This is a genomic window from Umezawaea beigongshangensis (genome assembly GCF_016464305.1).
In the GTDB taxonomy this organism is placed as follows: domain Bacteria; phylum Actinomycetota; class Actinomycetes; order Mycobacteriales; family Pseudonocardiaceae; genus Umezawaea_A; species Umezawaea_A beigongshangensis.
Map to the genome: position 1 here is coordinate 173,779 of NZ_JAEIOJ010000002.1, position 25,051 is coordinate 198,829.

The window sequence follows — 25,051 nt, forward strand, 5'->3', positions numbered from 1 at the left end:
ACTAGCACTTGGACAGGCATCGCGAGGTGTTCTTACGGTGACGGCGACCTCCCGCCCCGCGGCACCGGCCGCGGCGCGTCCCCGCTGGAGCAAGGACACCGAGCCGTGACCCCGATGCCCCCCGACGTCCTCGCGAGCCGCCTCGAATCCGGTCTGCTGTCCTTCCCGGTGACCCACTTCGACGACGCGCTGGAGTTCGACGAGACCCGCTACCGCGAGCACCTGGCCTGGCAGGCCGGGTTCGACGTGGCCGGGCTGTTCGCCGCCGGCGGCACCGGCGAGGGCTTCTCGCTGACCCCGGCCGAGGTCGACCGGGTGGTCCGGGTCGCCGTCGACGAGGTGGGCGGCGTCGTGCCGGTCGTCGCCCCGGCCACCGGGTCCACCGCGACGTCCTCGGCCCAGGCCGCGGCAGCCGAGGAGGCGGGCGCCTCCGGCGTGCTGCTGTTCCCGCCCTACCTCACCGAGGCCAGCCAGCGGGGTCTGGTCGAGCACATCAGCGCGGTGTGCCGGTCCACCGAGCTGGGTGTCGTGGTCTACAGCCGGGCCAACGCCGTGCTGTCCGACGACACCGTCGTGGAGATCGCCGAGCGCAACCCCAACCTGATCGGCCTCAAGGACGGCGTGGGCGACGTCGAGCAGATGACGCGCACCTGCGCCAAGGTCGGCGACCGGCTGATCTGCATCGGCGGGCTGCCCACCGCGGAGACGTTCGCGCTGCCCCTGCTCCAGCTCGGCGTGAGCACCTACTCCTCGGCGCTGTTCAACTTCCTGCCCGAGTTCGCACTGCGGTTCTACGCGGCGGTGCGCGCGCAGGACCGCGCCGCGGTCCACGGGATGCTCAGGGACTTCGTCATCCCCTACCTCGACATCCGCGACCGCTCCCGCGGCTACGCGGTGTCCGTCGTCAAGGCCGGGCTGACCGCGGTGGGCCGCGACGGCGGCCGGGTGCGCCCGCCGCTGACCGACCTCACCGCCGACGAGCTGGCTCAGCTGACCACACTGGTGCAGAAGGTCTCCTGACCGTGCCCCACGACCCGGAAGGACCGCGATGACCGGCCGCTCCCCCACCGTGGCGCGCGTCGAGGTGGTGCCCGTCGCCGGGCGCGACAGCATGCTGCTCAACCTCAGCGGCGCGCACGGCCCGTTCTTCACCCGCAACGTCGCGATCGTGACCGACGGCGAGGGCCGCACCGGCGTCGGCGAGGTGCCCGGCGGCGAGGCGATCCGGCGCACCGTGCAGGACGCTGGCGCGCTGCTGCTCGGGCAGCCCGTGGCCCGGTTCGCCACCCTGCTGCGCTCGGTCGCGGCGACCTTCGCCGACCGCGACGCCGGTGGCCGCGGCACGCAGACGTTCGACCTGCGCACCACCGTGCACGCGGTGACCGCGCTGGAGTCGGCGCTGCTGGACCTGCTGGGTCAGCACCTGGGCGTGCCGGTGGCCGAGCTGCTCGGCGACGGGCAGCAGCGCGACTCGGTGCCGGTGCTGGGCTACCTCTTCTACGTGGGCGACCGGCGGGCCACCGACCTGCCCTACGCGGCCGAGCAGGACCCGGCCGACGACTGGGAGCGGCTGCGCCGGGAGCCCGCGCTCACGCCGGAGGCGGTGGTCGCGCTGGCCGAGGCGGCGCACGCGCGCTACGGCTTCGCCGACTTCAAGCTCAAGGGCGGTGTGCTCCCGTCCACCGAGGAGGCCGCGGCGGTGCGCGCGCTGGCCGCGCGGTTCCCCGAGGCCCGCGTCACGCTCGACCCCAACGGGGCGTGGTCGCTGGCCGAGGCCGTCGAGGTGTGCCGGGACCTGCGCGGGGTGCTGGCCTACGCCGAGGACCCGGTCGGGGCCGAGGGCGGCTTCTCCGGCCGCGAGGTGATGGCCGAGTTCCGCCGGGCCACCGGTCTGCCCACCGCCACCAACATGATCGCCACGGACTGGCGGCAGATGGCGCACGCCGTCCGCTCGGCGGCCGTGGACGTCCCGCTGGCCGACCCGCACTTCTGGACGATGCGCGGCTCGGTCCGGGTCGCGCAGCTGTGCGCGGACTTCGGCCTGACGTGGGGTTCGCACTCCAACAACCACTTCGACATCTCGCTGGCGATGTTCACCCAGGTCGGCGCCGCCGCACCGGGGAAGATCACCGCACTGGACACGCACTGGATCTGGCAGGACGGCCAGGCGCTCACCCGCGATCCGCTGGTGATCCGCGACGGGGCGATCACCGTGCCGACCGCGCCCGGCCTGGGCGTGGAACTGGACCGCGACGCCCTGGCCGCCGCGCACGAGCTGTACCTGGAGCACGGGCTCGGCGCGCGCGACGACGCCGTGGCGATGCGGTACCTCGTGCCCGGCTGGCAGTTCGACGCCAAGAAGCCCTGCCTGGTCCGCTGATCGCGCCCGCCTCCGACGAAGGAGCCCCGTGACCGCCGTGCTCGACCGCATCGCCTCGGTGACCCTGTCCTCGGTGACCCTCCCGCTGCCATCGGGCATCAGCGACGCCAAGGTCCTCACCGGACGCCAGCGACCGATGACCGAGATCGCCCTCCTGTTCGCCGAGATCCGCACCGAGGCCGGGCTGGAGGGCGTCGGCTTCAGCTACTCCAAGCGCGCGGGCGGTCCCGCGCAGTTCGCCCACGCCCGCGAGGTCGCCCCCGACCTGATCGGCGAGGACCCCAGCGACATCGGCCGGCTGTGGACCAAGCTGGTGTGGGCGGGCGCCTCGGTGGGCCGCAGCGGCGCGTCCACGCAGGCGCTGGCCGCGTTCGACGTGGCCCTGTGGGACCTCAAGGCCAAGCGGGCGGGCCTGCCGCTGGCCAAGCTGCTGGGCGCGCACCGGGACTCGGTGCGCTGCTACGACACCTCCGGCGGCTTCCTGCACGAGTCGATCGAGCAGGTCGAGGACAACGCCACCCGCGCGCTGGAGTCCGGCGTCGGCGGCGTCAAGATCAAGGTCGGCCAGCCCGACCGGGCCGAGGACCTGCGCCGCGTGGCCGCCGTGCGCGAGCACGTCGGCGACGCCGTGCCGCTGATGGTCGACGCCAACCAGCAGTGGGACCGGCCCACCGCGATGCGGGTCAGCCGGGCGCTGGAGCAGTTCGACCTGGTCTGGATCGAGGAACCCCTCGACGCCCACGACGCCGAGGGCCACGCCGAGCTGGCGCGGTCGCTGGACACCGCCGTCGCCACCGGTGAGATGCTGACCAGCGTCGCCGAGCACCACGAGCTGATCCGCCGCGGCGCGGTGGACGTCCTGCAACCCGACGCGCCGCGCATCGGCGGCATCACCCAGTTCCTCAAGCTCGCCGCCCTGGCCGAGCACCACAACCTCCAGATCGCGCCGCACTTCGCGATGGAGATCCACGTGCACCTGGCCGCCGCCTACCCGATCGAGCCCTGGGTGGAGCACTTCGACTGGCTGCACCCGCTGTTCGAGGAGCGCCTGGAGATCGCGGGCGGGCGGATGCACCTGTCCGACCGCCCCGGCCTGGGCATCACGCTGAGCGAGCAGGCCCGCGCGTGGACCGTCGCAGGTGTCACCGTCGACAAGCCCTTCTGACCGTCGCAAGTGGAGGAGATCCCCGTGACCGATGTCGTGAGCACCGACCCCAGGACGGGCCGGGCCGTCGAGGTCGTGGCGCAGGAGACCACGCCGGAGGAGGTGGCCCGGCTGTGCGGGGCTGCGCTGGCCGCCGCCCCCGCGCTGGACCGCCTGGGCCGCGACGGCCGAGCCCGGCTGCTGCGCGCGCTGGCCGACGCGCTGGAGGCGCGGCGCGAGGACGTCGTCGCGACCGCCGACCGGGAGACCGGGCTCGGCCCGGCCCGGCTCGACGGCGAGCTGACCCGCACCACCTACCAGCTGCGGCTGTTCGCCGAGGTACTGGACGAGGGCGGCTACCTCGAAGCGGCGGTCGACCACGCGGGCGACACGCCGATGGGCCCGCGCCCCGACCTGCGCCGGATGCTGGTCCCGCTGGGCCCGGTGGCGGTGTTCGGGGCGAGCAACTTCCCGCTGGCGTTCTCCGTGCCCGGTGGCGACACCGCGTCCGCGCTGGCGGCGGGCTGCCCGGTCGTGGTCAAGGCGCACGGTTCGCACCCGGCCACCTCGCAGCTGTGCTTCGACGTGCTCGACGCGGCGGCGCGGGAGGCGGGCGCACCGGAGGGCACGTTCGGGATCGTGCACGGACTTCAGGCCGGTGCGGCCCTCGTCGCGCACCCGGCGATCCGCGCGGTGGGCTTCACCGGCTCGGTCGGCGGCGGCCGGGCGCTGCTGAGGATCATCGAGCAGCGGCCGGACCCCGTGCCGTTCTACGGCGAGCTGAGCAGCCTCAACCCGGTCGTCGTCACGCCCGGTGCGGCGGGCGAGCGGGGCGAGCGGATCGGCCGCGAACTGGTGGGCTCGTTCACCCTGGGCGCCGGTCAGTTCTGCACCAAGCCCGGCCTGGTCCTGGTGCCGGTCGGCGACGACGGCGACGGCGTGGTCGGCGCCATGACCGAGGCGGTCCGGAGCAGCGGCGCGCAGGTCCTGCTCAACGAGGGCATCGCCGACTCCTTCGAGCGCGTCTCCGGCGGCCTGGCCGGTGCGCCGGGCGTCGAGGTGCTGGCCCGCGGCACCGGCGACGACGGCGACGGCTTCACCGCCGCGCCGCTGCTGCTGTCGACCTCCGCGGCGGACCTGCCGGCCGAGGTGACCGAGGAGTGCTTCGGCCCGGTGACGGTGGTGGCCCGCTACGACGGGCAGGACGAGCTGCTGACGGCGCTGACGGACATGCCGTCGTCGCTGACGGCCACCGTGCTGCGGGCCGAGGGGGAGACGGAACTGCCGCTGACGATCTCCGAGCGGCTGCGTCCCCTGGCCGGTCGGCTGGTCTACGACGCCTACCCCACCGGGGTGGCCGTGTCGTGGGCGCAGCACCACGGCGGCCCGTGGCCGTCGACCAACTCCCAGCACACCTCGGTCGGCACCACGGCGATCCGCCGGTTCCTGCGACCGGTGACCTGGCAGGGAGCGCCGCGCGAGGTCCTGCCGCTGGAGCTGACCGACGACTTCACCGGCGTCCCGCGCCGCGTCGACGGCGTGCTGGAGCTGCCCCGGTGAGTGTCGGGACGCGGGTGGTCGCGGCGTGAACGCGGTCCTGGGCGGGTTCGCCGCCCTGATCGCGGTCATCGGCGTCGACCCGTCTGCGCTGTTCTCGACACCCCGGCACCCCGGCACCCCGGCGAGCGCCGCGTCGGAGCCGTCGAGGTGCACCTGCCGGACGACACCGCGAGGGTCGTCAACGGCGACGGCGTGCGGGAACGGGTTCACGCGTGACCAGCGCACAGGACCGGCAGCACCGGGGCCGCGGCTCGGCTGGCGCGGTGCTCGGCCCCGGCACGGGCGGTCCGGATCGCACGCGGTGTGCCGGTCGTCCGGACAGGACGGGGTGTGGCACGGTGGGCGAACGGGTACGGACCGGCGGACGGCCGCGGGCGCCTTCGCGGCTTCGCCAGCAGAAGAGGAGTCGTGCGCAGTGGAACCGACGAACACCGGCGCGGTGGGTCTGCCCGAGGGCGTCGAGGTGTGCCTGTTCGACCTCGACGGCGTGCTCACCAGCACAGCCCTGGTGCACCGCGCGGCGTGGAAGAAGACGTTCGACGGCTTCTTGCGCGAGCGCGACGGCGAGGGGTTCGCCGAGTTCACCGACGCCGACTACGCCCTCTACGTCGACGGCCGGCCGCGCCGTGACGGGGTGCGGGAGTTCCTGGCCTCGCGGCGGGTCGTCCTGCCCGAGGGCTCGCCGGACGACCCGCCGGACCGCGACACCGTCGCCGGGGTCGGCAACCGCAAGAACGAGCTGATCCAGCAGGTGCTGCGGGAGGAGGGCGTGACCCCCTACCCCGGTTCGGTGCGCTACCTGCACGCCGTCCGCGACGCCAGGCTGAAGATCGGCGTGGTGACGTCCTCGGCCAACGGCGAGCAGGTGCTGCGCGCCGCCGGTCTGATGGGCTTCGTGGACGCGCTGGTCGACGGCACGGTGATCGACCGCGACGGGCTGCGCGGCAAGCCCGCGCCCGACTCCTTCCTGGCGGGTGCGACCGCGCTGGGCGTGGAGCCGTCGCGCGCTGCGGTGTTCGAGGACGCGCTGTCCGGGGTGCGGGCCGGGCGCGCGGGTGCGTTCGGGCACGTCGTGGGCGTCGACCGGGCGGGGCAGGCCGAGGCGCTGCGCGAGCAGGGTGCCGACGTCGTCGTGGACGACCTCGCCGAGCTGCTGGAGGACCGCGCGTGAGCGAGGGGTACGAGATCGCACCGTGGCAGCTGGCGTGGAACGGGCTCGCGGTCGACCAGTTGCAGCGCACCGAGTCGACGTTCGCACTGGCCAACGGGCACATCGGCATGCGGGGCACCCTGGAGGAGGGTGAGCCGCGCGGCCTGCCGGGCACCTACCTCAACGGCTTCTACGAGGAGCACCAGCTCCCCTACGGCGAGGGCGGTTACGGCTACCCCGAGTCGGGGCAGACGATCGTCAACGTCACCGACGGCAAGTTCGTCCGCCTGCTGGTGGAGGACGAACCGCTGGACGTGCGCTACGGCCGGACGCTGGAGCACCGGCGGGTGCTGGACTTCCGCTCCGGCACGCTGCGCCGCGAGACGGAGTGGGAGTCGCCCACCGGCAAGCGGATCACCGTGCGGACCGAGCGGCTGGTGTCGTTCACGCAGCGCGCGGTCGCCGCGATCCGCTACGAGGTGCGGGCCCACGACGACCTCCAGCTCGTGGTGCAGTCCGACCTGCTGGCCAACGAGCCGATCGAGCACGTGGGCGGAGATCCGCGGGTGGCCTCCGCGCTGTCCTCGCCGCTGGAGGCGGACTTCGCGTGGGCGCAGGGCAAGCGGGCGGTGCTCCAGCACCACACGAAGCGCTCCGGGCTGCGCATGGCCGCCGCGATGGACCACGAACTGGCCACACCGGACGGCCTGCGCACCGGCATCCACGCCGAGGGCGACCTGGCGCGCTTCACCGCGGCCGTGGACGTGCCGGCCGGGAAGTCGCTGCACCTGGTGAAGTACCTCGGCTACGGCTGGTCGGCGCAGCGCTCGGTGCCCGCGCTGCGCGCCCAGGTCGAGGCGGCGCTGGCCGGGGCGCGGCAGACCGGTTGGAAGGGGCTGCTGGCCGAGCAGCGGCGGTTCCTCGACGACTTCTGGGAGGTCGCCGACATCGAGATCAGCGGGGACGAAGCGCTCCAGCAGGCGCTGCGGTTCGCGCTGTTCCACATCGTGCAGGCCGGTGCGCGCGGGGAGAGCCGCGCGATCCCCGGCAAGGGCCTGACGGGACCGGGGTACGACGGGCACGCCTTCTGGGACACCGAGATGTTCGTCCTGCCGGTGCTGACCTACACGGTGCCCGACGCGGCGCGCGACGCGCTGCGCTGGCGGCACTCCACGCTGGACAAGGCGCGGCACCGGGCCGAGGTGCTCGGCCAGCGCGGCGCGGCGTTCCCGTGGCGCTCCATCAACGGCGCCGAGTGCTCGGCGTACTGGCCGGCGGGCACGGCGGCGTTCCACGTCTCCGGGGACGTCTCGCACGCCGTGGCGCAGTACGTCGCGGCGACCGGCGACGCGGAGTTCGAGCGCGAGGCCGGCACGGAGATCCTCGTGGAGACCGCGCGGCTGTGGACCTCGCTGGGGCACCACGACCAGCACGGCCGCTTCCGCATCGACGGGGTGACCGGGCCGGACGAGTACACGGCGATCGTGGACAACAACATCTACACGAACCTGATCGCGCAGCGGAACCTCCTGTCGGCGGTCGACGCCTGCGAGCGGCACGACGACGTGCGCGAGCAGTTGGGGGTGACGTCCGAGGAGATGGCCACGTGGCGGCGCTCGGCGGAGGACGTGGTGCTGCCGTTCGACGAACTGCTCCGCGTGCACCAGCAGTCCGAGGGGTTCACCGAGCACGACGAGTGGGACTTCGAGGGCACACCGGCCGACCAGTACCCGCTGCTGCTGCACCACCCCTACTTCGACCTGTACCGCAAGCAGGTGGTGAAGCAGGCGGACCTGGTGCTGGCCATGCACGTGCGCGGCGACTGCTTCACCTCCGAGCAGAAGGCCCGCAACTTCGCCTACTACGAGGCGCGGACCGTGCGGGACTCGTCGTTGTCGGCCGGCACGCAGGCGGTGCTGGCCGCGGAGACCGGACACCTGGACCTGGCGCAGGACTACCTCGTGGAGGCGGCGTTCACCGACCTGCACGACCTGCACGGCAACGTGCGCAACGGCCTGCACATGGCGTCGCTGGCCGGCGCCTGGACGGCGGTGGTCGCCGGTCTGGGCGGCATGCGGGACCACGGCGGGACGCTGAGCTTCGCGCCGCGGCTGCCGTCGTCGCTGGAGAGCCTGACGTTCCGGATGTCCTTCCGGGGCACGAGGTTCTCGGTGGACGTGCGCGCGGGCCGGGCGACCTACGCGATCGTCTCCGGCGGACCGCTGCACACCTCGCACCACGGCGAGGAGATCGTGGTCTCGCCCGGTGAGGACGTGACCCTGCCGATCCCCGACGCCCCGAAGCCCGAGCCGGTGCGGCAGCCCGCGGGCCGGGAGCCCAAGCGGTGGGGATCGCACGAATGACGGTTGCCGTCCGGCAGCCGTCGCCGCTCCGCGCGGGGACGTGCGGCGAGGAGGACGTCCGTCGGCCGACGCGCACGAGCCGGCGGGCACCACGCGGTCCGCGTCCGCACCGGTGCGCCGGTGGCGGCGGGCCGCGGCCGACCGCCCCGGTCACGAGCGGCCGGACGCGGAGCTCCTGCCGCTGAGCGTCGGGTCCACCGGGGTCGCGCTGCACGCGGAGGCCGGGAGGCGGTCGAGCCGGTGCGGCGCGGCCCCGCGATCAGCTCGCACGGCGCGGGGACGCGGGTCGCGGCGATCTTCCGCGCGAGCGATCTCCTCCGCAGGTCGCCGCGGACCGGAGACCGCCGCGAGCGCGACCAGCGCCGACCGCGCTCGCCGGGTGGCGACGGCGGGCCGTCAGCCGCCGGCGAACCGGGTGATCGCGGCGCGCACCCGCTCCCCCATCGCCGGGCTCCCCCGGTGACCCGCGTCGTCCACGACCACGAGCTCCGCGTCCGGCCAGGCGCGGGCCAGGGCCTCGGCGGTGCTCAGCGGGCAGCTCAGGTCCAGGCGGCCGTGGATCATCACGCCGGGAATCCCGGCGAGCTTCCCGGCGTCGCGCAGCACGGAGTCGCCCAGCCACCCGTCGTGCGCGGCGTAGTGGGCGCAGATCCGCGCGAACGCCAGCAGGGCGTCCGGGTCGCGGTCGCTGTAGTGAGCGGCCGCACCGTGGGGCTCCCGCGAGAGCACGGCGTCCTCCCACGCGCTCCAGGCCACCGCCGCCGCGGCCCGCACCGCCGGGTCGGGGTCCTCCACGAGCGCCGCGTAGCCGGCGACCGGGTCACCGTCGCGCAGGTGCTCCGGCAGGGCGTCGCGGAACCTCGCCCACTCCCGCGGGAACAGCCGCTCGGCCCCGCCGCGCCGGTAGAGCCAGTCGACCTCCGCCCGGCTCATCGTCCACACCGCGGGCAGCACCAGGCCCAGCACCCGGTGCGGGTGCCGCTCGGCGTAGGCCAGGGACAGCGCCGCTCCCCACGACCCGCCGAAGAGCAGCCAGCGCTCGACGCCCAGGTGCTCGCGCAGCAGTTCCACGTCGCGCAGCAGGTGCTCGGCCGTGTTGACCGACATGTCGGTGGCCGGGTCGCTCGCGTGCGGCGTGCTGCGCCCGCACCCCCGCTGGTCGAAGGTGATCACCCGGAAGCGCTCGGGGTCGAACGCCCTCGGCGTGCCGGGCGGGCTGCCCGCTCCCGGTCCACCGTGGACGATCAGCGCCGGTGTGCCGCCGGGATCGCCACCGGCCTCCCAGTGCACGAGGTTGCCGTCGCCGACGTCGAGCATCCCGCTGTCCCGCGTGGTCACGTGTCGCACTCCTCCCGTGGGCGGTCACCGAGTCTGTCAGAGAGGATCACGGGGCAGCAGCGCCACTTCCGCGACGACGGCGCGGTGGTCGGTGCCCGGCACGTCGTGCTCGGTCACCGCGGTCGCGGCCAGTCCGCTGCCGTGCAGCACGTGGTCGATCTGCACGAGCGGGACGGCGGAGGGCCAGGTGGGCGCCCAGCCCCGGCCCAGCTCGGCGTGGGCGTCGACGAGCCCTGCGGCCAGCAGCGCTCGCGCGTCGGCGTGGTCGTGCGTGGCGTTGAAGTCGCCGAGCAGCACCGCGTCCGGCCGCGCCTCCGGACGCAGCGCCGCCAGGTCGGCCGCCCAGCGCGCGGGGTCCTCCACCGGGTAGAGGGTGTGCACGGCGATCAGCCGGACGGCCCGCCCGCCGAGGGTGATCTCGGCGGTGGTCTGCGGCCAGGTGGTCGGCCGGTCGAGCAGTCCGGCGCGGGTCAGCGGCAGCGCCGAGTACAGCGAGGAGTCGGCCTCGGGGTGCAGCTCCTGGTGCGGCAGCAGGCGCGACAGGCCGGCCTCGCCGAGCGCCCGGACGGCGCCGGCGGTGGCCTCCTGCACGGCCAGCACGTCCAGCCGCTGCTCCCGGACGAGGGCCACGACCGCGGCGGGATCGGCGCGCCCCGCGTGCAGGTTGAGGGTGCCGACGCGCACCCGGACCGCGTCGGCGGGGACCTCCGCGCCGTCGGGGAGGAAGCGGGGCGCGAGCCAGCCGGTCTGCACCACGAGGAGCAGCACCGCCACCGCGACCGACCAGCGCGCCCGCAGCGCCACCAGCGCGACGAGGCAGATCGCGGTGGCCACCGCGGCCAGCGGCAGCCCGGCCACCGGCAGGGCGAGCACCGTGCCGGAGTCCAGCCCGGTCGCCCGCACGAGCGCCGTCGCGCCCGCACCGGCCAGCACGCAGCGGCAGACCACCGGTGTCACGGCGCGGACCACCCGCGCGACGGGTGCCGCAGCGATCACCGCGTTCTCCTCTCGCGCCGGGAGCGACGACCGTAACCGCACGTCCCCGGCGCGGTGGTGGAGGAGTCGTGGTGATCGTGCGGAGATGCCGGTCACCAGTACGGTGTGGGCTGCGAGAGGACGGTGTGCGGGATGACGGAACCAGCGGGGTTCTTCGAGACGAAGAGCGAGTTCGCCTACCGGACCGTCCGGGAGAAGATCCTGGCCGGCGTCTTCCCGCCCGGTTCGGTGATCAACCAGGGCGAGCTGGCCAGGACCATCGGCATCAGCACCACCCCCCTGCGCGAGGCGCTCAAGCGGCTCAAGGGCGAGGGCCTGGTCGAGCTGGACGCCCACCGCGACGCGCGGGTCACCGACCTGAACGCCGAGGAGGCGCGGGACCTGCTGGAGATGCGCCGGTCGCTGGACCCGCTGGCCGTGGCGCTGGCCGCCGAGCGGCGCACGCGGGCGGACATCCGCGAGATGCGCGACGCCGCCGAGGGCCTGCGGGCGCTGCCGGTGGACGCCGACCGGAAGAGCCTCGCGATCCACCGGCGCTTCCACTCCGCGCTGTACCGGGCGTCGCAGAACGTCCTGCTGATCCAGACGCTGGACGGCCTGTGGGACAGGGCGGACCGCTACCGGCTGCTCGCGCTGGAGGTCGACCGCGGTGACGCGGCGCGGGCGAAGACCGACCAGGAGCACGCCGACCTGCTGGAGTTCGTGATCGCGGGCGACGGTGAGCGCGCGGCGGCCGTGATGCGCGAGCACGTCGACACGAGCCTGGGCGCGCAGGCGGCGTGGCGGCTGCGCAGACCCCGCTGACGGCGGTGCCGTCCGTCGCCGTGCTCCGGGATCGTGGTTTCGTGGCAACGGTGGAGGTTCCCCGGTTGATCGGCGTGGACGTGGGCGAGGCGCAGCGCGTCGCGCGCGCGTCCGGTCTGGTGCTCAGTTCCGGCGCGCAGGACGGGCCGCCGTTGAGCGAGCTGACCTGGCCGGGGGTCTGGGTCGTCACCGCGCAGCTGCCCCCGGCGCGGACCGCGGTGGACCGCGGCTCGGTCGTGCTGGTGGAGTTCGAGCGGCTGCCGGGCGCGGGCGGCGCCGGTGACCGGGAGCCGCGCCGCCCGCTGCCCGCGCCCGACGAGCTGCGCGCCGAGCGGGAGGTTCCGCAGGACTCGCCGTGAGGCCCGCCGCTACCTGGCCAGCAGGTCGCGCAGCGCCCCGACCACCTCGGCGGGCGCCTCCTCGGCCATGAAGTGACCGCAGGACACCGTGCGGTGCACCAGGTCCGGCGCCCACGCCCGCCACAGCTCCTCCGCGTCGAAGCCCAGCGCCGCGCCCCAGTCCTGCTGGAGCACGCTCACCGGCATCCGCAGCCGGTTCCCGGCCTCCCGGTCGGCCGTGTCGTGCTCGACGTCGACGGAGGCCGACGCCCGGTAGTCCGCGACGATCGAGGTGACGGCCTCGCGGGAGGCCCTCAGGTAGGCCGCCCGGACGTCGGGTGGGATCGCCGCCGGGTCCTTCGTCCAGACGTCGAGGAAGTGGCCGAAGAAATCGTCGGCGCTGCCGGCGATCATGCGCTCGGGCAGGCCGGGCGGCTGGGCCATCAGGTAGAGGTGGAACCCGACGGCGGCCGACGTGCCGCGCATGACCTCCCACGTGTCCAGGGTCGGCAGGACGTCGAGGGACGCCAGGTGCGTGACGGCGTCCGGGTGGTCGAGTCCCGCCCTGATCGCGACGAGCGCGCCGCGGTCGTGCCCGGCCAGCGCGAACCGCTCGTGCCCGAAGGCGCGGGCGACGGCGACGACGTCGGCGGCCATGACGCGCTTGGAGTAGGTCCGCCCGTCGAGGTCGGCCGGCTTGTCGCTGTCGCCGTAGCCGCGCAGGTCCGGCACGATCACGGTGTGGTCGGCGGCGAGGTCCGCGGCGACGTGCCGCCACATCAGGTGGGTCTGCGGGAAGCCGTGCAGCAGCACGATCGGGCTGCCGGAGCCGCCCACGGCGGCGCTGAGCGTCACGTCGCGGGCGACGGGGACGCGCTGGTGGTCGAATCCGGGGATCTTCGGTGTCACGGTGGTGTCCCTCTCGGTCGGTCCTGGTCGGTGGCCAGCGTGTCCGGCGCCGATCAGCAACCGATCAGCACGCGCTGACCAGGGCGTTCACCGGAGGTCCGGTTAGGGTCTGCGCCGGGAGGTGATCAGCGGTGGTGACGTTCGGCGTGCTCGGTCCGCTGGTGGCGCGCGACGAGCGCGGCCCGGTCGGGCTCCGCGGACCCCGGCACCGGTCGGTGCTGGCCCGGCTGCTGATCGCCCGGCGCAGGGTCGTCCCGGTCCGGCTGCTCGTGGACGACCTGTGGGACGACCCGCCGGAGGGCGCGGTCGGGGCGGTCCAGACGTTCGTGGCCGCGCTGCGCCAGGCCGTCGAGCCCGACCGGCCGCCGCGGACGCCCGCCACCCTGCTGGTGACCGAGGCTCCCGGCTACGTGCTGCGGGCCGCGCCCGACGCGGTGGACGCCTGGCGCTTCGAGGACGCGCTCGCCGGGGCGGCCGGACTGCTGGCGGCGGACCGGGCCGAGGCGGCGCTGAGCGGGCTGGACGACGCGCTCGCGCTGTGGCGGGGGCCCGCCTACTCGGAGTTCGCCGAGGAGCACTGGGCGCGGGCCGAGGTCGACCGCCTGCACGAACTGCGGCTGCTCGCGGTGGAGCGGCGCGCGGAGGCCGCGCTCGCGCTGGGCCGGGCCGACGCCGTGGCCGCCGACCTGCGGGCGCACGTCGCCGATCACCCGTGGCGCGAGCACGCCTGGTGCCTGCTGGCCCTCGCCCTGTACCGGGCGGGTCGTCAGCGCGACGCCCTCGACGCGCTGCGCACCGCGCGGACGGCCCTGCGCACCGAACTCGGCGTGGACCCCGGCCCCGAGCTGCGCCGGGTGGAGGCGGACGTCCTCGCGCAGGACCCGCGGCTGAGCGCGCCGGTCGGGCCCGCGGCGCCGGTGCGCGCCGCGCCTCCCGACGTGCTGGCCCGGCCCGCGCTGGTGGGACGAGCGCAGGAGCTGGCCGTCGCGACCGCCGCGGCGGAGGCCGCGCTGGCCGGTGACCGGCTCGGGCTGGTCCTGGTGTCCGGTGAGGCCGGTGCGGGCAAGACCGCGTTCGCCGAGGCGCTGACGGCGGCCCTGGCGGCGCGGGGCTGGACCACGGCCGGGGGGCGCGACCCGGAGCGCGAGGGCGTGCCCGGGGCCTGGCCGTGGACGCAGATCCTCGACGCGCTCGCCGCGGCGGGGCACGCCCCGGCCCCGGCGGCGACCGCGCGGCCGGACGGCGCGGAGGACCCCGCGACCGCCCGGTTCCGGGCGCACCGGGCCGTGGTGTCGCACCTGGGCGCCGTCGCCGAACGCGGTCCGCTGCTGCTGGTGCTGGACGACCTGCACCTGGCGGGCGAGGAGACCCTGGCGCTGCTGGCGACGCTGATCGGCGAGCCGCCCGCGCGGCCGGTGCTCCTGGTGGGGACGTTCCGCACCACCGGCGTCTCCCCCGGTCTCGCCGCGCTGCTGGGCCGCGCCGCTCGCGCCGAGCCCGTCCGGATCTACCTCGGCGAGCTGCCGGAGGCGGCGGTCGGCGAGCTCGTGCGGGCCACCACCTCCCGCGAGGTGGCCGGGGACACCGTGCGGGTGATCCGGGAGCGCAGCGGCGGCAACCCCTTCTTCGTGCGCGAGCTGGCGCGGCTGTTCGACGCCGAGGGCGACTGCGCGCTGTCCGCCGTGCCCGCCGGGGTGCGCGACGTGATCCGGTACCGGCTCTCCGCCCTGCCGGAGGCGGCTCGCACGGTCCTGCAGAGGGCCGCGGTGATCGGCCGGGACGTGGACCTGGACCTGCTGGTGCCGCTGGCCGGGGACGAGGACCTGGTGCTCGACGCGGTGGACTCCGCGCTGCTCCTGGGCTTCCTGGTCGAGTCGGGGGGTGACCCGCCCCGGTTCGCGCACGCCCTGGTGCGGGACACGCTGTACGAGGACGTGTCCGGGACGCGGCGGGCGCGCTGGCACGCCGCCGTGGCCGACGCGCTCGAAGACCTGCGCCCCGACGACGTCGACGCCCTCGCGCACCACCTCCTGCTGGCGGGGAGCCGGTCCACGGCGGCGCGCGCCGCCCGCTACGCGGGGCTGGCCGCCGGGCGGGCGGAGCGCCGGTTCGCGCCGCACGAGGCCGCGCGGCTGTGGCGGGCGGCGATCACCGCGCACGACCGGGTCGGCACCGGCGACGCGCGAGCACGGCTGGACCTGGTCACGGGCCTGGTGCGGGCGCTGGCGGTGACCGGGGACCTGGAGAGCGCGCGGCGGCACCGCGCCGAGGCGATCACCGAGGCCGGGAGGCTCGGGGACGCCGAGCTGACGGCCGGGGTGATCGGCGCGTTCGACGTGCCGGGGATCTGGACGGTCAACGACGACCCGGAGCTGGCCGAGCACGTCGTCGCGGTGGCCGAGCGCACGCTCGCCGCCCTGCCGGGGCACCTGCTCGCCGAACGGAGCCGCCTGCTCGGCACGATCGCGATGGAGCTGCGCGGCACCCGGTCGGCGCGGGGGCGCGAGGCCGCGCAGGAGGCGGAGCGCATCGCCCGCGAGCTCGGGAGTCCGGCGCTGCTGGCGTTCGCGCTGAACGGCCGGTTCATGCACACCTTCCACCGCACCGGGCTCGCGCCGCGGCGTGCCGAGATCGGCCGGGAACTGGTCGCGCTGGCCGCCGAGCACGACCTGGTGACGTTCGCGGTGCTGGGCCACCTCGTGCTGGTCCAGTCGCACTCGGCGCTGGCGGAGTTCACCGCGGCCGACGAGCACGCGGCCGCCGCGGACCTGCTCGCCGAGCAGCACGGGCTGCCGGTGGTGGGGGTGTTCACCGAGTGGTACGCGGCGCTCCGGCTGGCCGCGGCGGGACGCGGCGGGGCCGAGGCCGCCTACCGCGCCGCCGCCGCGCGGCTCGACGGCACCGGCATGCGGGGCGTGGAGGTGGGGACCCTGCCGCTGGCCCTGCTGTGCCTGCGGATGCGCGACGGCGCACCGGCCGACGTGGACCTGAACGCGGACTGGGGCCCGCACCTGGACTGGGTCCGTCCGCTGGGGCTGCTGACCGCCGGGAACCGCGCCGGAGCGCTGGCCGCGCTGCGAGCGGTTCCGGACACCCCCGGCGACCTACTCGCGGAGGTGCGGTTGTGCCTGCTGGCGGAGGCGGCGCTGGGGCTGCGCGACCGGTCTGCGCTGGCGCGCGCCCACGCCGAACTGCTGCCCGCAGCCGGGGAGCTCGCGGGCGCGGGCAGCGGCCTGGTCACCCTGGGGCCGGTGGCCGGGCGCCTCGCCCGCCTGGCCACCGCGCTCGGCCGTCCGGCGGAGGCGCGGGAGCACCGGCGCCGCGCCGACGAGATCGCCGGACGAGCGTCCGCGGCGCGCTGACGGCGAACGATCCCCAGGCCTCCGGCGAAGCCGCGTCCACCACCCGCCGACGTCGATGTGCTTCGAACTCGAAGCGTGCTATGGTCTCCATGTACTTCAAATTCGAAGTACATGCGCCGGTGTCCCGCTGGACACCGGCTCCGCACCAGGAGGCATCTCGTGAAGGCAGTCCGCTACCACCGCCACGGCGACGTCGACGTCCTCCAGCACGAGGACGTCGAGCGGCCGGTCCCCGGCGCGGGCCAGGTCCTCGTCCGGGTCGCGGCCACGTCGTTCAACCCGGTCGACGCCGGCATCCGCGCCGGGCACCTCCAGCAGGTCTTCCCCCTGCACTTCCCGCACGTGCCCGGCATCGACGTGGCCGGAACGGTCGCCGAGCTGGGCGACGGCGCGACCGGCTGGGCCGTCGGCGACACCGTCGTCGGGTTCCTGCCGATGAACGAGGACGGTGCCGCGGCGGAGTTCGTGCTGGCACCCGCCGACGTGCTGGCCGCCGCGCCGAGCACCGTCCCCCTCGCCGACGCAGCGGCGCTGCCCGCGGTGGGGCTCACCGCGTGGCAGGCCCTGTTCGAGCACGCCGACCTGCGGGAGGGGCAGCGCGTCCTCGTCAACGGCGCGGGAGGTGCGGTCGGCGGCTACGCCGTGCAGCTCGCGAAGCGGGCCGGGGCGTTCGTCGTCGCGACCGCCGCTCCGCGCAGCGCCGACCGGGTCCGGTCGGCCGGTGCCGACGAGGTCGTCGACCGCACCACGACCGCGGTGACCGACGCGGTCACCGAGCCGGTCGACGTCGTGCTGAACCTCGCCCCCGTGACCGGGGAGGAGGTGGCGGCGCTGGTGGGCCTCGTGCGTCCCGGCGGTGTGCTCGTCTCGACCACCGCCCCCGCACCGGCGGACACCGAGCGCGGCGTCCGCACGAGCAGCGTGTTCGTGCGCGGCGACGCCGCTCAGCTCGCCGGTCTGGTCGCGCTGGTCGACGCCGGTGAGCTGCGCGTCCACGTGGGGGCCAGGCGACCGCTGGCCGACCTCGCCGCCGTGCACGAGCAGAGCGTCACCGGAGGGCTCGACGGCAAGGTCGTCCTGATCCCCGGCTGAGTCCGGCCCGACCGTCCGCGGCGGACACGCGGCGGGCACGCGGCGGCCGAGCGAGCAGCGGTACCCGGCGAGGTGCAGGACGCCGTCGGAGAACTCGCCGAACGCCCAGAAGCCCTGGTCGTCCAGGTAGTCGATCCGGTCGCCGGCGATCCGGTAGCGGCCCCGGCAGGCGCTGTCGCGGTCGCCGCGGGCCTCCTCGTAGCGACCGTCGGGCAGGAGCTGCTGGCGCACGAAGCCGTTCTCGTCCACCCACGTGCCGAGGTACCGGTGATCGGCCGGGACGACGCCGGCCGGGGAGCCGGGCGTGAGCGTGTCGGTGGAGCCGCCCGCGAAGTCCACCGACGAGGGCAGGACCACGCTCCCGGCGCAGTCGACCACGATCACGCCGTCGTCCTCGGCCGCCGTGAGCAGGCCGGGACCGACGCCGGCGATCACCGGGCCGACGATCAGCACGTCGGCGCGCTCCCAGTCCCCCAGCAGCGGGTTCGCCGTGACGACCGTGCGCCGGTGAGCAGCAGCGGCCTGCCGCTGTCGGCCCCGGTGGCGTCGAGCACGTCCTCGGTGCGGTGCGTGGTCACGATCCGTCCCCCCGATCCCGGTGCCGCGCCGTTCGCGGCCCCTGGGACGAGACCGCGGGAACCGGTGAGGGGCGACCAGGCCGCTGGTGTCCCTGGTGCGGCGCACCCGCTCCCGCTGCGGGAGCGCGCCGGACGTGCTCAGCTCGACGCGCAGCGGACGCGAGCGGTGGAGGGCGTGGTCGTGGAGCAGGTGGTCGTCGTCGTGGTGCTCATGGTGGCCGCGGTCGTCCTGGTGGGCGTCGGCGAGCGGGTGCGGCTGCCGTGGCCGGTGCTGATGGTCGTGCTGACGGCGGCGGCGGCGTTCGTGCCCGGCCTGCCGACGCTGCACGTGGACTCCGAGCTGATCCTGCCGCTGTTCCTGCCACCGCTGCTGTGGGCGGTGGCGCGTCGGACGTCGTGGTCGCTGTTCCGCGCGCGGTGGCGCACCGTCGTCGGGCTGGCCGTCGCGCTGGTCGCGGCGACGGCCGCGGTCGCCGCGGGCACCGCGTGGGTGCTCGTGCCGGGGATCAGCGTCGCGGCGGCCGTCGCGCTGGGCGCGGTCGTGGCGCCGCCCGACCCGGTCGCGGTGGAGGCGGTCGCCGGGCCGGTGCGCGTCCCGCGCCGGCTGATCGGCGTGCTCCAGACGGAGGGGCTGTTCAACGACGCGGTGGCGCTGGTGACCTTCCAGAGCGCCGTGGCGGTGGCCGTCAGCGGCACCCCGACCAGCGTCGGCGAGCAGGCGGTCCGCCTGGCGTGGGCGCTGGTCGTCGCGGTCGCGGTCGGGTTCGGGGCGGCGTGGGCGGCCTCGTTCCTGCTGCGGCGGGCGGCCGATCCGGCCGCCGGAGCGGGGCTGACCCTCGTGGTGCCGTTCGCGGTGTACCTGGCGGCGGAGTCCGCCGGGGGCTCCGGGGTCGTCGCCGTGGTGATCGCCGCGTTGCAGCTGGACCGCGCCGCCGAAGACGAGTCCAGCGAGCGCCTCGTGGGCGCCGCGTTCTGGCGGGTGCTGGAACTGCTGATCACGGGGGTGGCGTTCGGGCTCATCGGGCTGCGGCTGCGCGAGGTGGTGGACGACGCGGGCGACCAGCTCGTCACCACGGTCCTGCACGGACTCGTCGTCGCGGGGGTGGTCGTCGCGCTGCGCACGGCGTGGATGTTCGCGACGGCGCTGGTGCTGCGCCGCTCGACCGACCCGGACCGCGCACCGCGCACCGGCGGCGAGGCCGTCGTGCTGGCGTGGAGCGGGATGCGGGGGCTCGTCACGCTCGCCCTGGCGCTGAGCCTGCCCGCGGAGGGCTTCCCCGCGCGCACGGAGATCGTCGTGATCGCCGTGGTGGTGCTGCTCGTGACCCTGGTCGGCCAGGGTCTGACCCTGCCGCTGGTCGTGCGCCTCACCGGGGTGGAGGCGTGCGCCGACGCCGAGAACGAGGCGGAGGGCGCGCTCGCCCTGCGGGCGCAGGACGCGGCGGTCGTCGCCGTGCGGCAGCACGAGCTGCGCGAGCAGATCCCCGAGGACGTCCTGCAGTGGCTGATCTCGCGCTTCGCGACCCTGCGCGCCGACGTGGCGGCGCACTCGCCGGAACCGGAGGGCCGCCGCCGGGCCGCGGAGCTGCGCGAACGCCGCCGCGTCCTGGAGCGCGTGCACGCCGACGCCCTGTCGGCCGCCCGTCGCGAGGTGCTGGCGGCCCGCACGGAGCGCGGCACCGACCCGGCCGCGGCCGACCGCGTCCTGCGCCGCCTGGACCTGCAAGCGGTGGCCCTGCCCCGCTGATCCCGCGAGTTGAGCGTTCGAGCACCACGAGTGGAGCGTTCGGACACCACGAGTGGAGCGCCGGGCTCACGCCTCGCGGGGGTCGGCGCCCGAGTCGGTGGTGAAGACCTGGTCCAGACCGACGACGCGCAGCATCCGGACGAGGTGGTCCGGCACGCCCGCCAGCACGAGGTCGGCGTTCACGGCCCGCGCGCGGTTGTGGGCGACGACCAGCGCCGTGATGCCGCTGGAGTCGCAGAAGGTGACGCCGGACAGGTCGAGGACCAGCCGCCAGCCCGGTCCCAGCGCGAGCGCGTCCAGGGCGGAGCGCACCCGATCGGCCGTGCTGAGGTCGAGCTCCCCGGCCAGCGCCAGCACGCTGCCGGTGCCGCTGGTGCGGGCGGTGGTGACGAGGTCGCTCACCGCCGCGCCCGACCCGGATCGGCGGGGACGCTGAGGGCCAGCACCGCGGTGTCGTCGTCGAGGCCGTCGCCGAAGCTGGTCAGCAGGCTCCGCACGGCGGTGATGGCCACGGACGCGCTGGTGGGGGCCAGTGCGGTGGCGAAGTCGAGCAGGGCCTCGTCGTCGTAGCGGTTGCGGGCGGCGTCGACGCGCGCCTCGGTGAGACCGTCGGTGTAGAGCAGCAGGGTGTCACCGGGCGTCAGTCGCACGGTCGCGGTGACGAAGCGCGGGTCGGGCAGGACGCCGACGAGCTGTCCGCCGGTGGTGTGCTGCTGCTCGACCGTCCCGTCCGCGCGCAGCAGCAGCGCGGGCGGATGACCACCGCTGGCCAGTTGGACGGTGCAGCCGTCGTCCGTCTGCGTCAGCAGGCCGAAGATCACGGTGCAGAACCGCGGGTCGTCGAGGTGGTACTCGTGGTTGAGCACGGTGTTCAGGTTGTCCAGCACCGCGACCGGATCGGAGTCGTAGACGGCCGCGGCGCGCAGCGTGTAGCGGGCCAGCGACGTCACGGCGGCGGCTCCCGCGCCCTTGCCGCAGACGTCGCCCAGGAACAGGCCCCACCGCTCCCCGGAGAGCGGGAACAGGTCGTAGAAGTCGCCGCCGACCTGCTCGGGAGAGGCGATGTGGTAGTACGAGTCGACCTCGACGCCGGGCACGGGGGGCAGCGTCGGGGGCAGCAGGCTGCGCTGGAGGGTGGTCGCCAGGCGCTGCGCCCGGTCGCGCTCCCGCTCGGCCTCCTCGCGGGCGCGCAGCAGTTCGCGCTCGTAGGACCGGCGGTCCCTGGCGTCGAAGACGGTGGTGCGGATCAGCAGCGGCTGCCCGTCGGCTCCGGTCTTGACGACGGAGGTCACCATCACCGGCAGCCGGCGGCGGTCGGCCGTGCGCAGCTCCAGCGCCACCCCGCCCAGCTCGCCCTGCATCCGCAGCAGCGGCGCGAAGTGCGTCTCGTGGTAGATCTTGCCGCCGACCGTGAGCAGGTCGGCGAACCGCAACCGGCCCACGACCTGCTCGCGGGTGTACCCCAGCCAGCCCAGCATCGTCGTGTTGATCTTGGCGATCCGGCCGTCCAGCAACGTGGACAGGTACCCGCAGGGCGCGTGCTCGTAGAGGTCTTCGGCGCTGTCCTCCAGCAGTGCGGAGAACGCCGCCGCGGAGTCGTCGCGGGCGTCGTCCGCCCCGCCGTCCGGGTCCTGCCCGGTCGCGCACATCACCGCGCACCGGCGACGAAGGCCGTGATCGCCTCGGTCGTGGCCTCCGGGGAGCTGAGCTGCGGGCAGTGGCCGGTGGCGTCCAGGGTGACCAGTTCGCTGCCGGGGATCTGCGCGTGGACGTACGCGCCCACCTCCCTGGGCGCGATGGCGTCCTGCGAGCACTCGACGACCAGGGTCGGCACGGCCACCTTCGGCAGGTCGGCCCGGTTGTCGGACAGGAACGTGGCGCGCGCGAACACCCGCGCGATCTTCGGGTCCGTGCGGCAGAAGCTGTTGGTCAGCTCCTCCTCCAGCTCGGGACGGTCCGGAGTGCCCATGATCACCGGCCCCATCGCCGCCGACCAGCCCAGGTAGTTGCTCTCCAGCGACTCCAGCAGCTCGTCGACGTCCTCCGCGCTGAACCCGCCCCGGTAGCCCTCGTCGTCGACGTAGCGCGGCGAGGGGGTGAGCAGGACCAGGCCCGCGAAGCGCTCCGGCTCGGCGACCGCAGCCAGCACGCCGATCATGGCGCTGACGGAGTGCCCCACGAACACCACGGGACCGGGGTCGAGCTCGCGCAGGATCTCCAGCACGTCCTCCGCGTAGCCCTCCAGGGACGAGTAGCGGTCCTCCCGCCAGGCCGACAGGTCCGACCTGCCCGCTCCCACGTGGTCGAACAGCACCACCCGGAACCTCTCGGCCAGGGCGGGCGCCACCAGCCGCCACAGGTTCTGATCGCATCCGAAGCCGTGCGACAGCACCACCACCGGACCGTCCACCGGTCCGTCGACCACCACGCAGTTCCTGCTGAGCACGTCCACGGCGCCCATCCTGTCACCTCGCGGCCGGGCACGAGCCGTTCGAGCACGTCGTGGACGTGGTGATCACCGCTCCCGCCGCACCGCTCTTGCCGGAACGGAGGAACTCGCCCCTCCCGATCGTGTGGAATCGCGTCGGCGGGGTGTCGCGCCGGCCACCCTCTCTGGTTGCCTGCGACGGCCGAGACGACCGGGTCTCCCCCGCCCCGGACCGGCGTTCGGGCCACCCGCCGCACGAGAGGTCAGATCCAGGACATGCAGCCATTCACGCTGCCGGAGTTCTACACACCGCACCCGGCCCGGCTGAACCCCGAACTGGAGGGGGCGCGCGTCCACAGCAAGGCGTGGGCGCACGCGATGGACATGATCGACGTGCCGCAGAACGGCGTCGCGATCTGGAGCGAGCACGACTTCGACTCCCACGACTACGCGCTGCTCTGCTCCTACACCCACCCCGACGCGCCGGGGCCGGAGCTCGACCTCGTGACCGACTGGTACGTCTGGGTCTTCTACTTCGACGACCACTTCCTGGAGCTGTACAAGCGCAGCCGCGACGTGCCCGGCGCGCGGGAGTACCTGGACCGGTTGCGGGCGTTCACGCCGGTGCGGGGCCCGATCACGGCCACGCCCACCAACCCCGTGGAACGCGGACTGGCCGACCTGTGGACGCGCACCGTCCCGAGCAGGTCGGCCGACTGGCGTCGGCGCTTCGCGGAGAGCACGAGGAACCTGCTCGACGAGTCGCTGTGGGAGCTGGCCAACATCGACGAGGGCCGCCTCGCCAACCCGGTCGAGTACGTCGAGATGCGCCGCAAGGTGGGCGGCGCGCCGTGGTCGGCGAACCTCGTGGAGCACGCGGTGAACGCCGAGGTGCCCGCCGCGGTCGCCCACAGCCGCCCGCTGCACGTGCTGCGGGACACCTTCTCCGACGCGGTCCACCTGCGCAACGACCTGTTCTCCTACCAGCGCGAGGTCCAGCAGGAGGGCGAGCTGAGCAACGGCGTGCTGGTCTTCGAGCGCTTCCTCGGAATCGACACGCAGCGCGCGGCCGAGGCCGTCAACGACCTGCTCACCTCCCGGCTGCACCAGTTCGAGCACACCGCCTTCACCGAACTGCCCGCCCTGTTCGAGGAGCACGCGCTGGACCCGGCGAGCAGGACGGCGGTCCTCGCCTACGCCAAGGGCCTGCAGGACTGGCAGTCCGGCGGCCACGAGTGGCACACGCGCTCCAGCCGCTACATGAACGGCGCTGGCGAGCAGGGGCAGGCGGCGGGTGTGCTCGGCGGTCCGCGGGGGCTCGGCACCTCCGCGGCGCGCATCGTGTCGTCGGTGCTGGCGACCGCTCCGCAGCGGACGAGGAGCTTCAGCCACGTACCGTTCACGGTCGTGGGCTCGCTGCCGCTGCCCGAGATCCACATGCCCTACACCACCACGCTGAGCCCGCACCTGGCCACCTCGCGCGAGCACGTCGTGGAGTGGTCGGAGCGGATGGGCATCATCGGCCCGCTGCCCGGCACGCGGGGGCCGAACGTCTGGAACGAGCGGAAGCTGCGGGACTACGACCTGCCGCTGTGCGCCGCGGGCATCCACCCGGACGCCACGTCCGAGGAACTGGACCTGACGTCGGACTGGCTCACCTGGGGCACCTACGGCGACGACCTCTACCCGGTCGTCTTCGGCCGCGGCGCCGGTGTCCTGGTCGCCGCCGCGTACACGAAGCGGCTGGCGGAGTTCATGCCGGTGGACGCCGAGACGACGCCCGTGCCGGTCGACCCGCTGGAGCGCGGGCTCGCCGACCTGTGGGCCCGCACGGCGGGCCCGATGACCCCGCAGGCGCGGCGCACGTTCCGCCGCACCGTCGTGGACATGACCGAGAGCTGGCTGTGGGAACTGGGCAACCAGGTGATGAACCGCATCCCCGACCCGGTCGACTACGTCGAGATGCGTCGCAAGACCTTCGGTTCGGACCTCACCATGAGCCTGTCGCGGTTGTCGCACGGGCGGAGCGTGCCGCCGGAGGTCTACCGCTCCCGGCCGATCACGTCGATGGAGAACGCGGCGGCCGACTACGCGTGCCTGCTCAACGACCTGTTCTCCTACCAGAAGGAGATCCAGTTCGAGGGCGAGATCCACAACGGCGTCCTGGTCGTGCAGAACTTCCTCGACTGCGACCCGCCCACCGCGATGAGGATCGTGAACGACCTGATGACGGCGCGGATGCGGCAGTTCCAGCACGTCGTGGACGTCGACCTGCCCGCCCTGTTCGAGGACTTCGGCCTGGACGCCGGCGCCCGCGCCACGCTCACGGGCTACGCCGACGAGCTGAAGCGCTGGATGGCCGGCATCAAGATCTGGCACGAGGGGTGCCACCGCTACGAGGAGGCCGACCTGGTGCGGAACGCGCAGGAGACGACCAGCGCCCTCACCGGTCCCGCTGGTCCGGGCACGTCCGCGGCCACACCTCCGCGCGCAACGGCCCGCACGCTCGGCCCCGCGGGTCTCGGCACGTCCGCGGCACGTCCGCGCGGAACCACCCACGTCCTCACCGGACCGGGCACGTCGACAGCGTCGCTCCCACCCGACACGACCCCCGCGCCCCACGCCCGGCGGGGAGCGGCCCGCACGCTCGGCGGCCTCACCGGACCGGGCACGTCGACAGCGTCGCTGCCGCCCGACACGACCCCCGCGCCCCACGGCACGGGCGCGCTCCCGCGCGCAACGACGCGCGTCCTCGGCGGGCCCACCGGTCTGGGCACGGCGGCGGCGGTGCTCCCCCGGCTCCGCCGCACCGGTGCCGGTTCCGAGACGGCTCCCGCGTCGGCGCGGTGATCGGTCGGGCGC

At 74.9% G+C, this 25,051-nt stretch carries 19 protein-coding genes and 1 pseudogene; 13 read left to right on the plus strand and 7 right to left on the minus strand.

The genetic code is table 11. From position 1 onward, the window contains the following. The first annotated feature begins 105 nt into the window (after nucleotides 1-105). The 6 genes from kdgD to IMZ35_RS05395 all read left to right on the plus strand — a co-directional run bounded on the left by kdgD (nucleotide 106) and on the right by IMZ35_RS05395 (nucleotide 8,597). Nucleotides 106-1,020: a 5-dehydro-4-deoxyglucarate dehydratase gene (gene kdgD / locus IMZ35_RS05370; protein ID WP_199439805.1), complete on the plus strand. Its 915-nt coding sequence runs from the start codon at nucleotides 106-108 to the stop codon at nucleotides 1,018-1,020. 28 nt (nucleotides 1,021-1,048) lie between these two features. Continuing rightward, a complete protein-coding gene (locus IMZ35_RS05375; protein WP_199439806.1) occupies nucleotides 1,049-2,380 on the plus strand; it encodes an enolase C-terminal domain-like protein in 1,332 nt (443 codons plus the stop codon). Nucleotides 2,381-2,408: 28 nt separating this feature from the next. After that, the gene (locus IMZ35_RS05380) at nucleotides 2,409-3,545 is read left to right on the plus strand and encodes an L-talarate/galactarate dehydratase (protein WP_199439807.1); all 1,137 of its coding nucleotides are present in this window, start codon (nucleotides 2,409-2,411) and stop codon (nucleotides 3,543-3,545) included. Between the two features lie 24 nt (nucleotides 3,546-3,569). Then, on the plus strand, nucleotides 3,570-5,084 hold the full coding sequence (locus tag IMZ35_RS05385) for an aldehyde dehydrogenase (NADP(+)) (protein WP_307867778.1): 1,515 nt from the start codon (nucleotides 3,570-3,572) through the stop codon (nucleotides 5,082-5,084). Between the two features lie 415 nt (nucleotides 5,085-5,499). Next, on the plus strand, nucleotides 5,500-6,255 hold the full coding sequence (locus IMZ35_RS05390) for an HAD family hydrolase (RefSeq protein ID WP_307867779.1): 756 nt from the start codon (nucleotides 5,500-5,502) through the stop codon (nucleotides 6,253-6,255). Further along, on the plus strand, nucleotides 6,252-8,597 hold the full coding sequence (locus IMZ35_RS05395; protein ID WP_199439808.1) for a glycoside hydrolase family 65 protein: 2,346 nt from the start codon (nucleotides 6,252-6,254) through the stop codon (nucleotides 8,595-8,597). The genes IMZ35_RS05390 and IMZ35_RS05395 overlap by 4 nt, the downstream gene beginning before the upstream one ends. A gap of 396 nt (nucleotides 8,598-8,993) precedes the next feature. Here IMZ35_RS05395 and pip read toward each other — a convergent pair whose 3' ends face one another. Next, nucleotides 8,994-9,935 (minus strand): prolyl aminopeptidase, encoded by a 942-nt coding sequence (pip, locus tag IMZ35_RS05400; RefSeq protein ID WP_307867780.1) that lies wholly within the window; start codon nucleotides 9,933-9,935, stop codon nucleotides 8,994-8,996. A 36-nt stretch (nucleotides 9,936-9,971) separates the two neighbouring features. Continuing rightward, nucleotides 9,972-10,931 carry an endonuclease/exonuclease/phosphatase family protein gene (locus IMZ35_RS05405; RefSeq protein WP_199439809.1) on the minus strand — a complete coding sequence of 320 codons (960 nt, stop codon included), beginning with the start codon at nucleotides 10,929-10,931 and terminating at the stop codon, nucleotides 9,972-9,974. A 132-nt stretch (nucleotides 10,932-11,063) separates the two neighbouring features. Here IMZ35_RS05405 and IMZ35_RS05410 point away from each other — a divergent pair, with 132 nt between their 5' ends. Both IMZ35_RS05410 and IMZ35_RS05415 read left to right on the plus strand, forming a co-directional pair. After that, nucleotides 11,064-11,735 (plus strand): GntR family transcriptional regulator, encoded by a 672-nt coding sequence (locus IMZ35_RS05410; protein ID WP_199439810.1) that lies wholly within the window; start codon nucleotides 11,064-11,066, stop codon nucleotides 11,733-11,735. 41 nt (nucleotides 11,736-11,776) lie between these two features. After that, nucleotides 11,777-12,094 carry a PASTA domain-containing protein gene (locus IMZ35_RS05415; protein ID WP_199439811.1) on the plus strand — a complete coding sequence of 106 codons (318 nt, stop codon included), beginning with the start codon at nucleotides 11,777-11,779 and terminating at the stop codon, nucleotides 12,092-12,094. A gap of 9 nt (nucleotides 12,095-12,103) precedes the next feature. On the opposite strand, the gene IMZ35_RS05420 is transcribed toward IMZ35_RS05415, so the two are convergent. After that, a complete protein-coding gene (locus IMZ35_RS05420; protein ID WP_199439812.1) occupies nucleotides 12,104-12,982 on the minus strand; it encodes an alpha/beta fold hydrolase in 879 nt (292 codons plus the stop codon). A 131-nt stretch (nucleotides 12,983-13,113) separates the two neighbouring features. On the opposite strand from IMZ35_RS05420, the gene IMZ35_RS05425 reads away from it, so the two are divergent. Next, entirely contained in the window at nucleotides 13,114-16,344 is a 3,231-nt protein-coding gene (locus tag IMZ35_RS05425; RefSeq protein ID WP_307867781.1) for an ATP-binding protein, read from the plus strand. A gap of 159 nt (nucleotides 16,345-16,503) precedes the next feature. After that, a complete protein-coding gene (locus tag IMZ35_RS05430) occupies nucleotides 16,504-17,436 on the plus strand; it encodes an NADP-dependent oxidoreductase (RefSeq protein ID WP_199439813.1) in 933 nt (310 codons plus the stop codon). A 120-nt stretch (nucleotides 17,437-17,556) separates the two neighbouring features. On the opposite strand, the pseudogene IMZ35_RS31650 reads toward IMZ35_RS05430, so the two are convergent. After that, nucleotides 17,557-17,820: pseudogene (locus IMZ35_RS31650) on the minus strand (Atu4866 domain-containing protein); the annotation flags it as partial. Between IMZ35_RS31650 and IMZ35_RS31655 the strand changes: the two are divergent. Beyond that, nucleotides 17,741-17,947: a hypothetical protein gene (locus tag IMZ35_RS31655; protein ID WP_307867782.1), complete on the plus strand. Its 207-nt coding sequence runs from the start codon at nucleotides 17,741-17,743 to the stop codon at nucleotides 17,945-17,947. The pseudogene IMZ35_RS31650 and the gene IMZ35_RS31655 overlap by 80 nt on opposite strands. Further along, nucleotides 17,944-19,761 carry a cation:proton antiporter gene (locus IMZ35_RS05440; protein WP_307867783.1) on the plus strand — a complete coding sequence of 606 codons (1,818 nt, stop codon included), beginning with the start codon at nucleotides 17,944-17,946 and terminating at the stop codon, nucleotides 19,759-19,761. The genes IMZ35_RS31655 and IMZ35_RS05440 overlap by 4 nt, the downstream gene beginning before the upstream one ends. Before the next feature lie 66 nt (nucleotides 19,762-19,827). Here IMZ35_RS05440 and IMZ35_RS05445 read toward each other — a convergent pair whose 3' ends face one another. From IMZ35_RS05445 to IMZ35_RS05455, 3 genes are read right to left on the minus strand one after another with little or no spacing between them, the layout of a single operon-like run. Then, the gene (locus tag IMZ35_RS05445) at nucleotides 19,828-20,163 is read right to left on the minus strand and encodes an STAS domain-containing protein (protein ID WP_199439814.1); all 336 of its coding nucleotides are present in this window, start codon (nucleotides 20,161-20,163) and stop codon (nucleotides 19,828-19,830) included. Next, nucleotides 20,160-21,410 carry a SpoIIE family protein phosphatase gene (locus tag IMZ35_RS05450; RefSeq protein WP_199439815.1) on the minus strand — a complete coding sequence of 417 codons (1,251 nt, stop codon included), beginning with the start codon at nucleotides 21,408-21,410 and terminating at the stop codon, nucleotides 20,160-20,162. Before IMZ35_RS05450 ends, IMZ35_RS05445 begins: the two co-directional genes overlap by 4 nt. After that, nucleotides 21,410-22,222 (minus strand): alpha/beta fold hydrolase, encoded by an 813-nt coding sequence (locus IMZ35_RS05455; protein ID WP_229370802.1) that lies wholly within the window; start codon nucleotides 22,220-22,222, stop codon nucleotides 21,410-21,412. The genes IMZ35_RS05450 and IMZ35_RS05455 overlap by 1 nt, the downstream gene beginning before the upstream one ends. A 243-nt stretch (nucleotides 22,223-22,465) precedes the next feature. Between IMZ35_RS05455 and IMZ35_RS05460 the strand changes: the two genes are divergently transcribed. Continuing rightward, nucleotides 22,466-25,039, plus strand: a complete 2,574-nt coding sequence (locus tag IMZ35_RS05460) for a family 2 encapsulin nanocompartment cargo protein terpene cyclase (RefSeq protein ID WP_229370804.1) — start codon at nucleotides 22,466-22,468, stop codon at nucleotides 25,037-25,039. Nucleotides 25,040-25,051 lie beyond the last annotated feature (12 nt).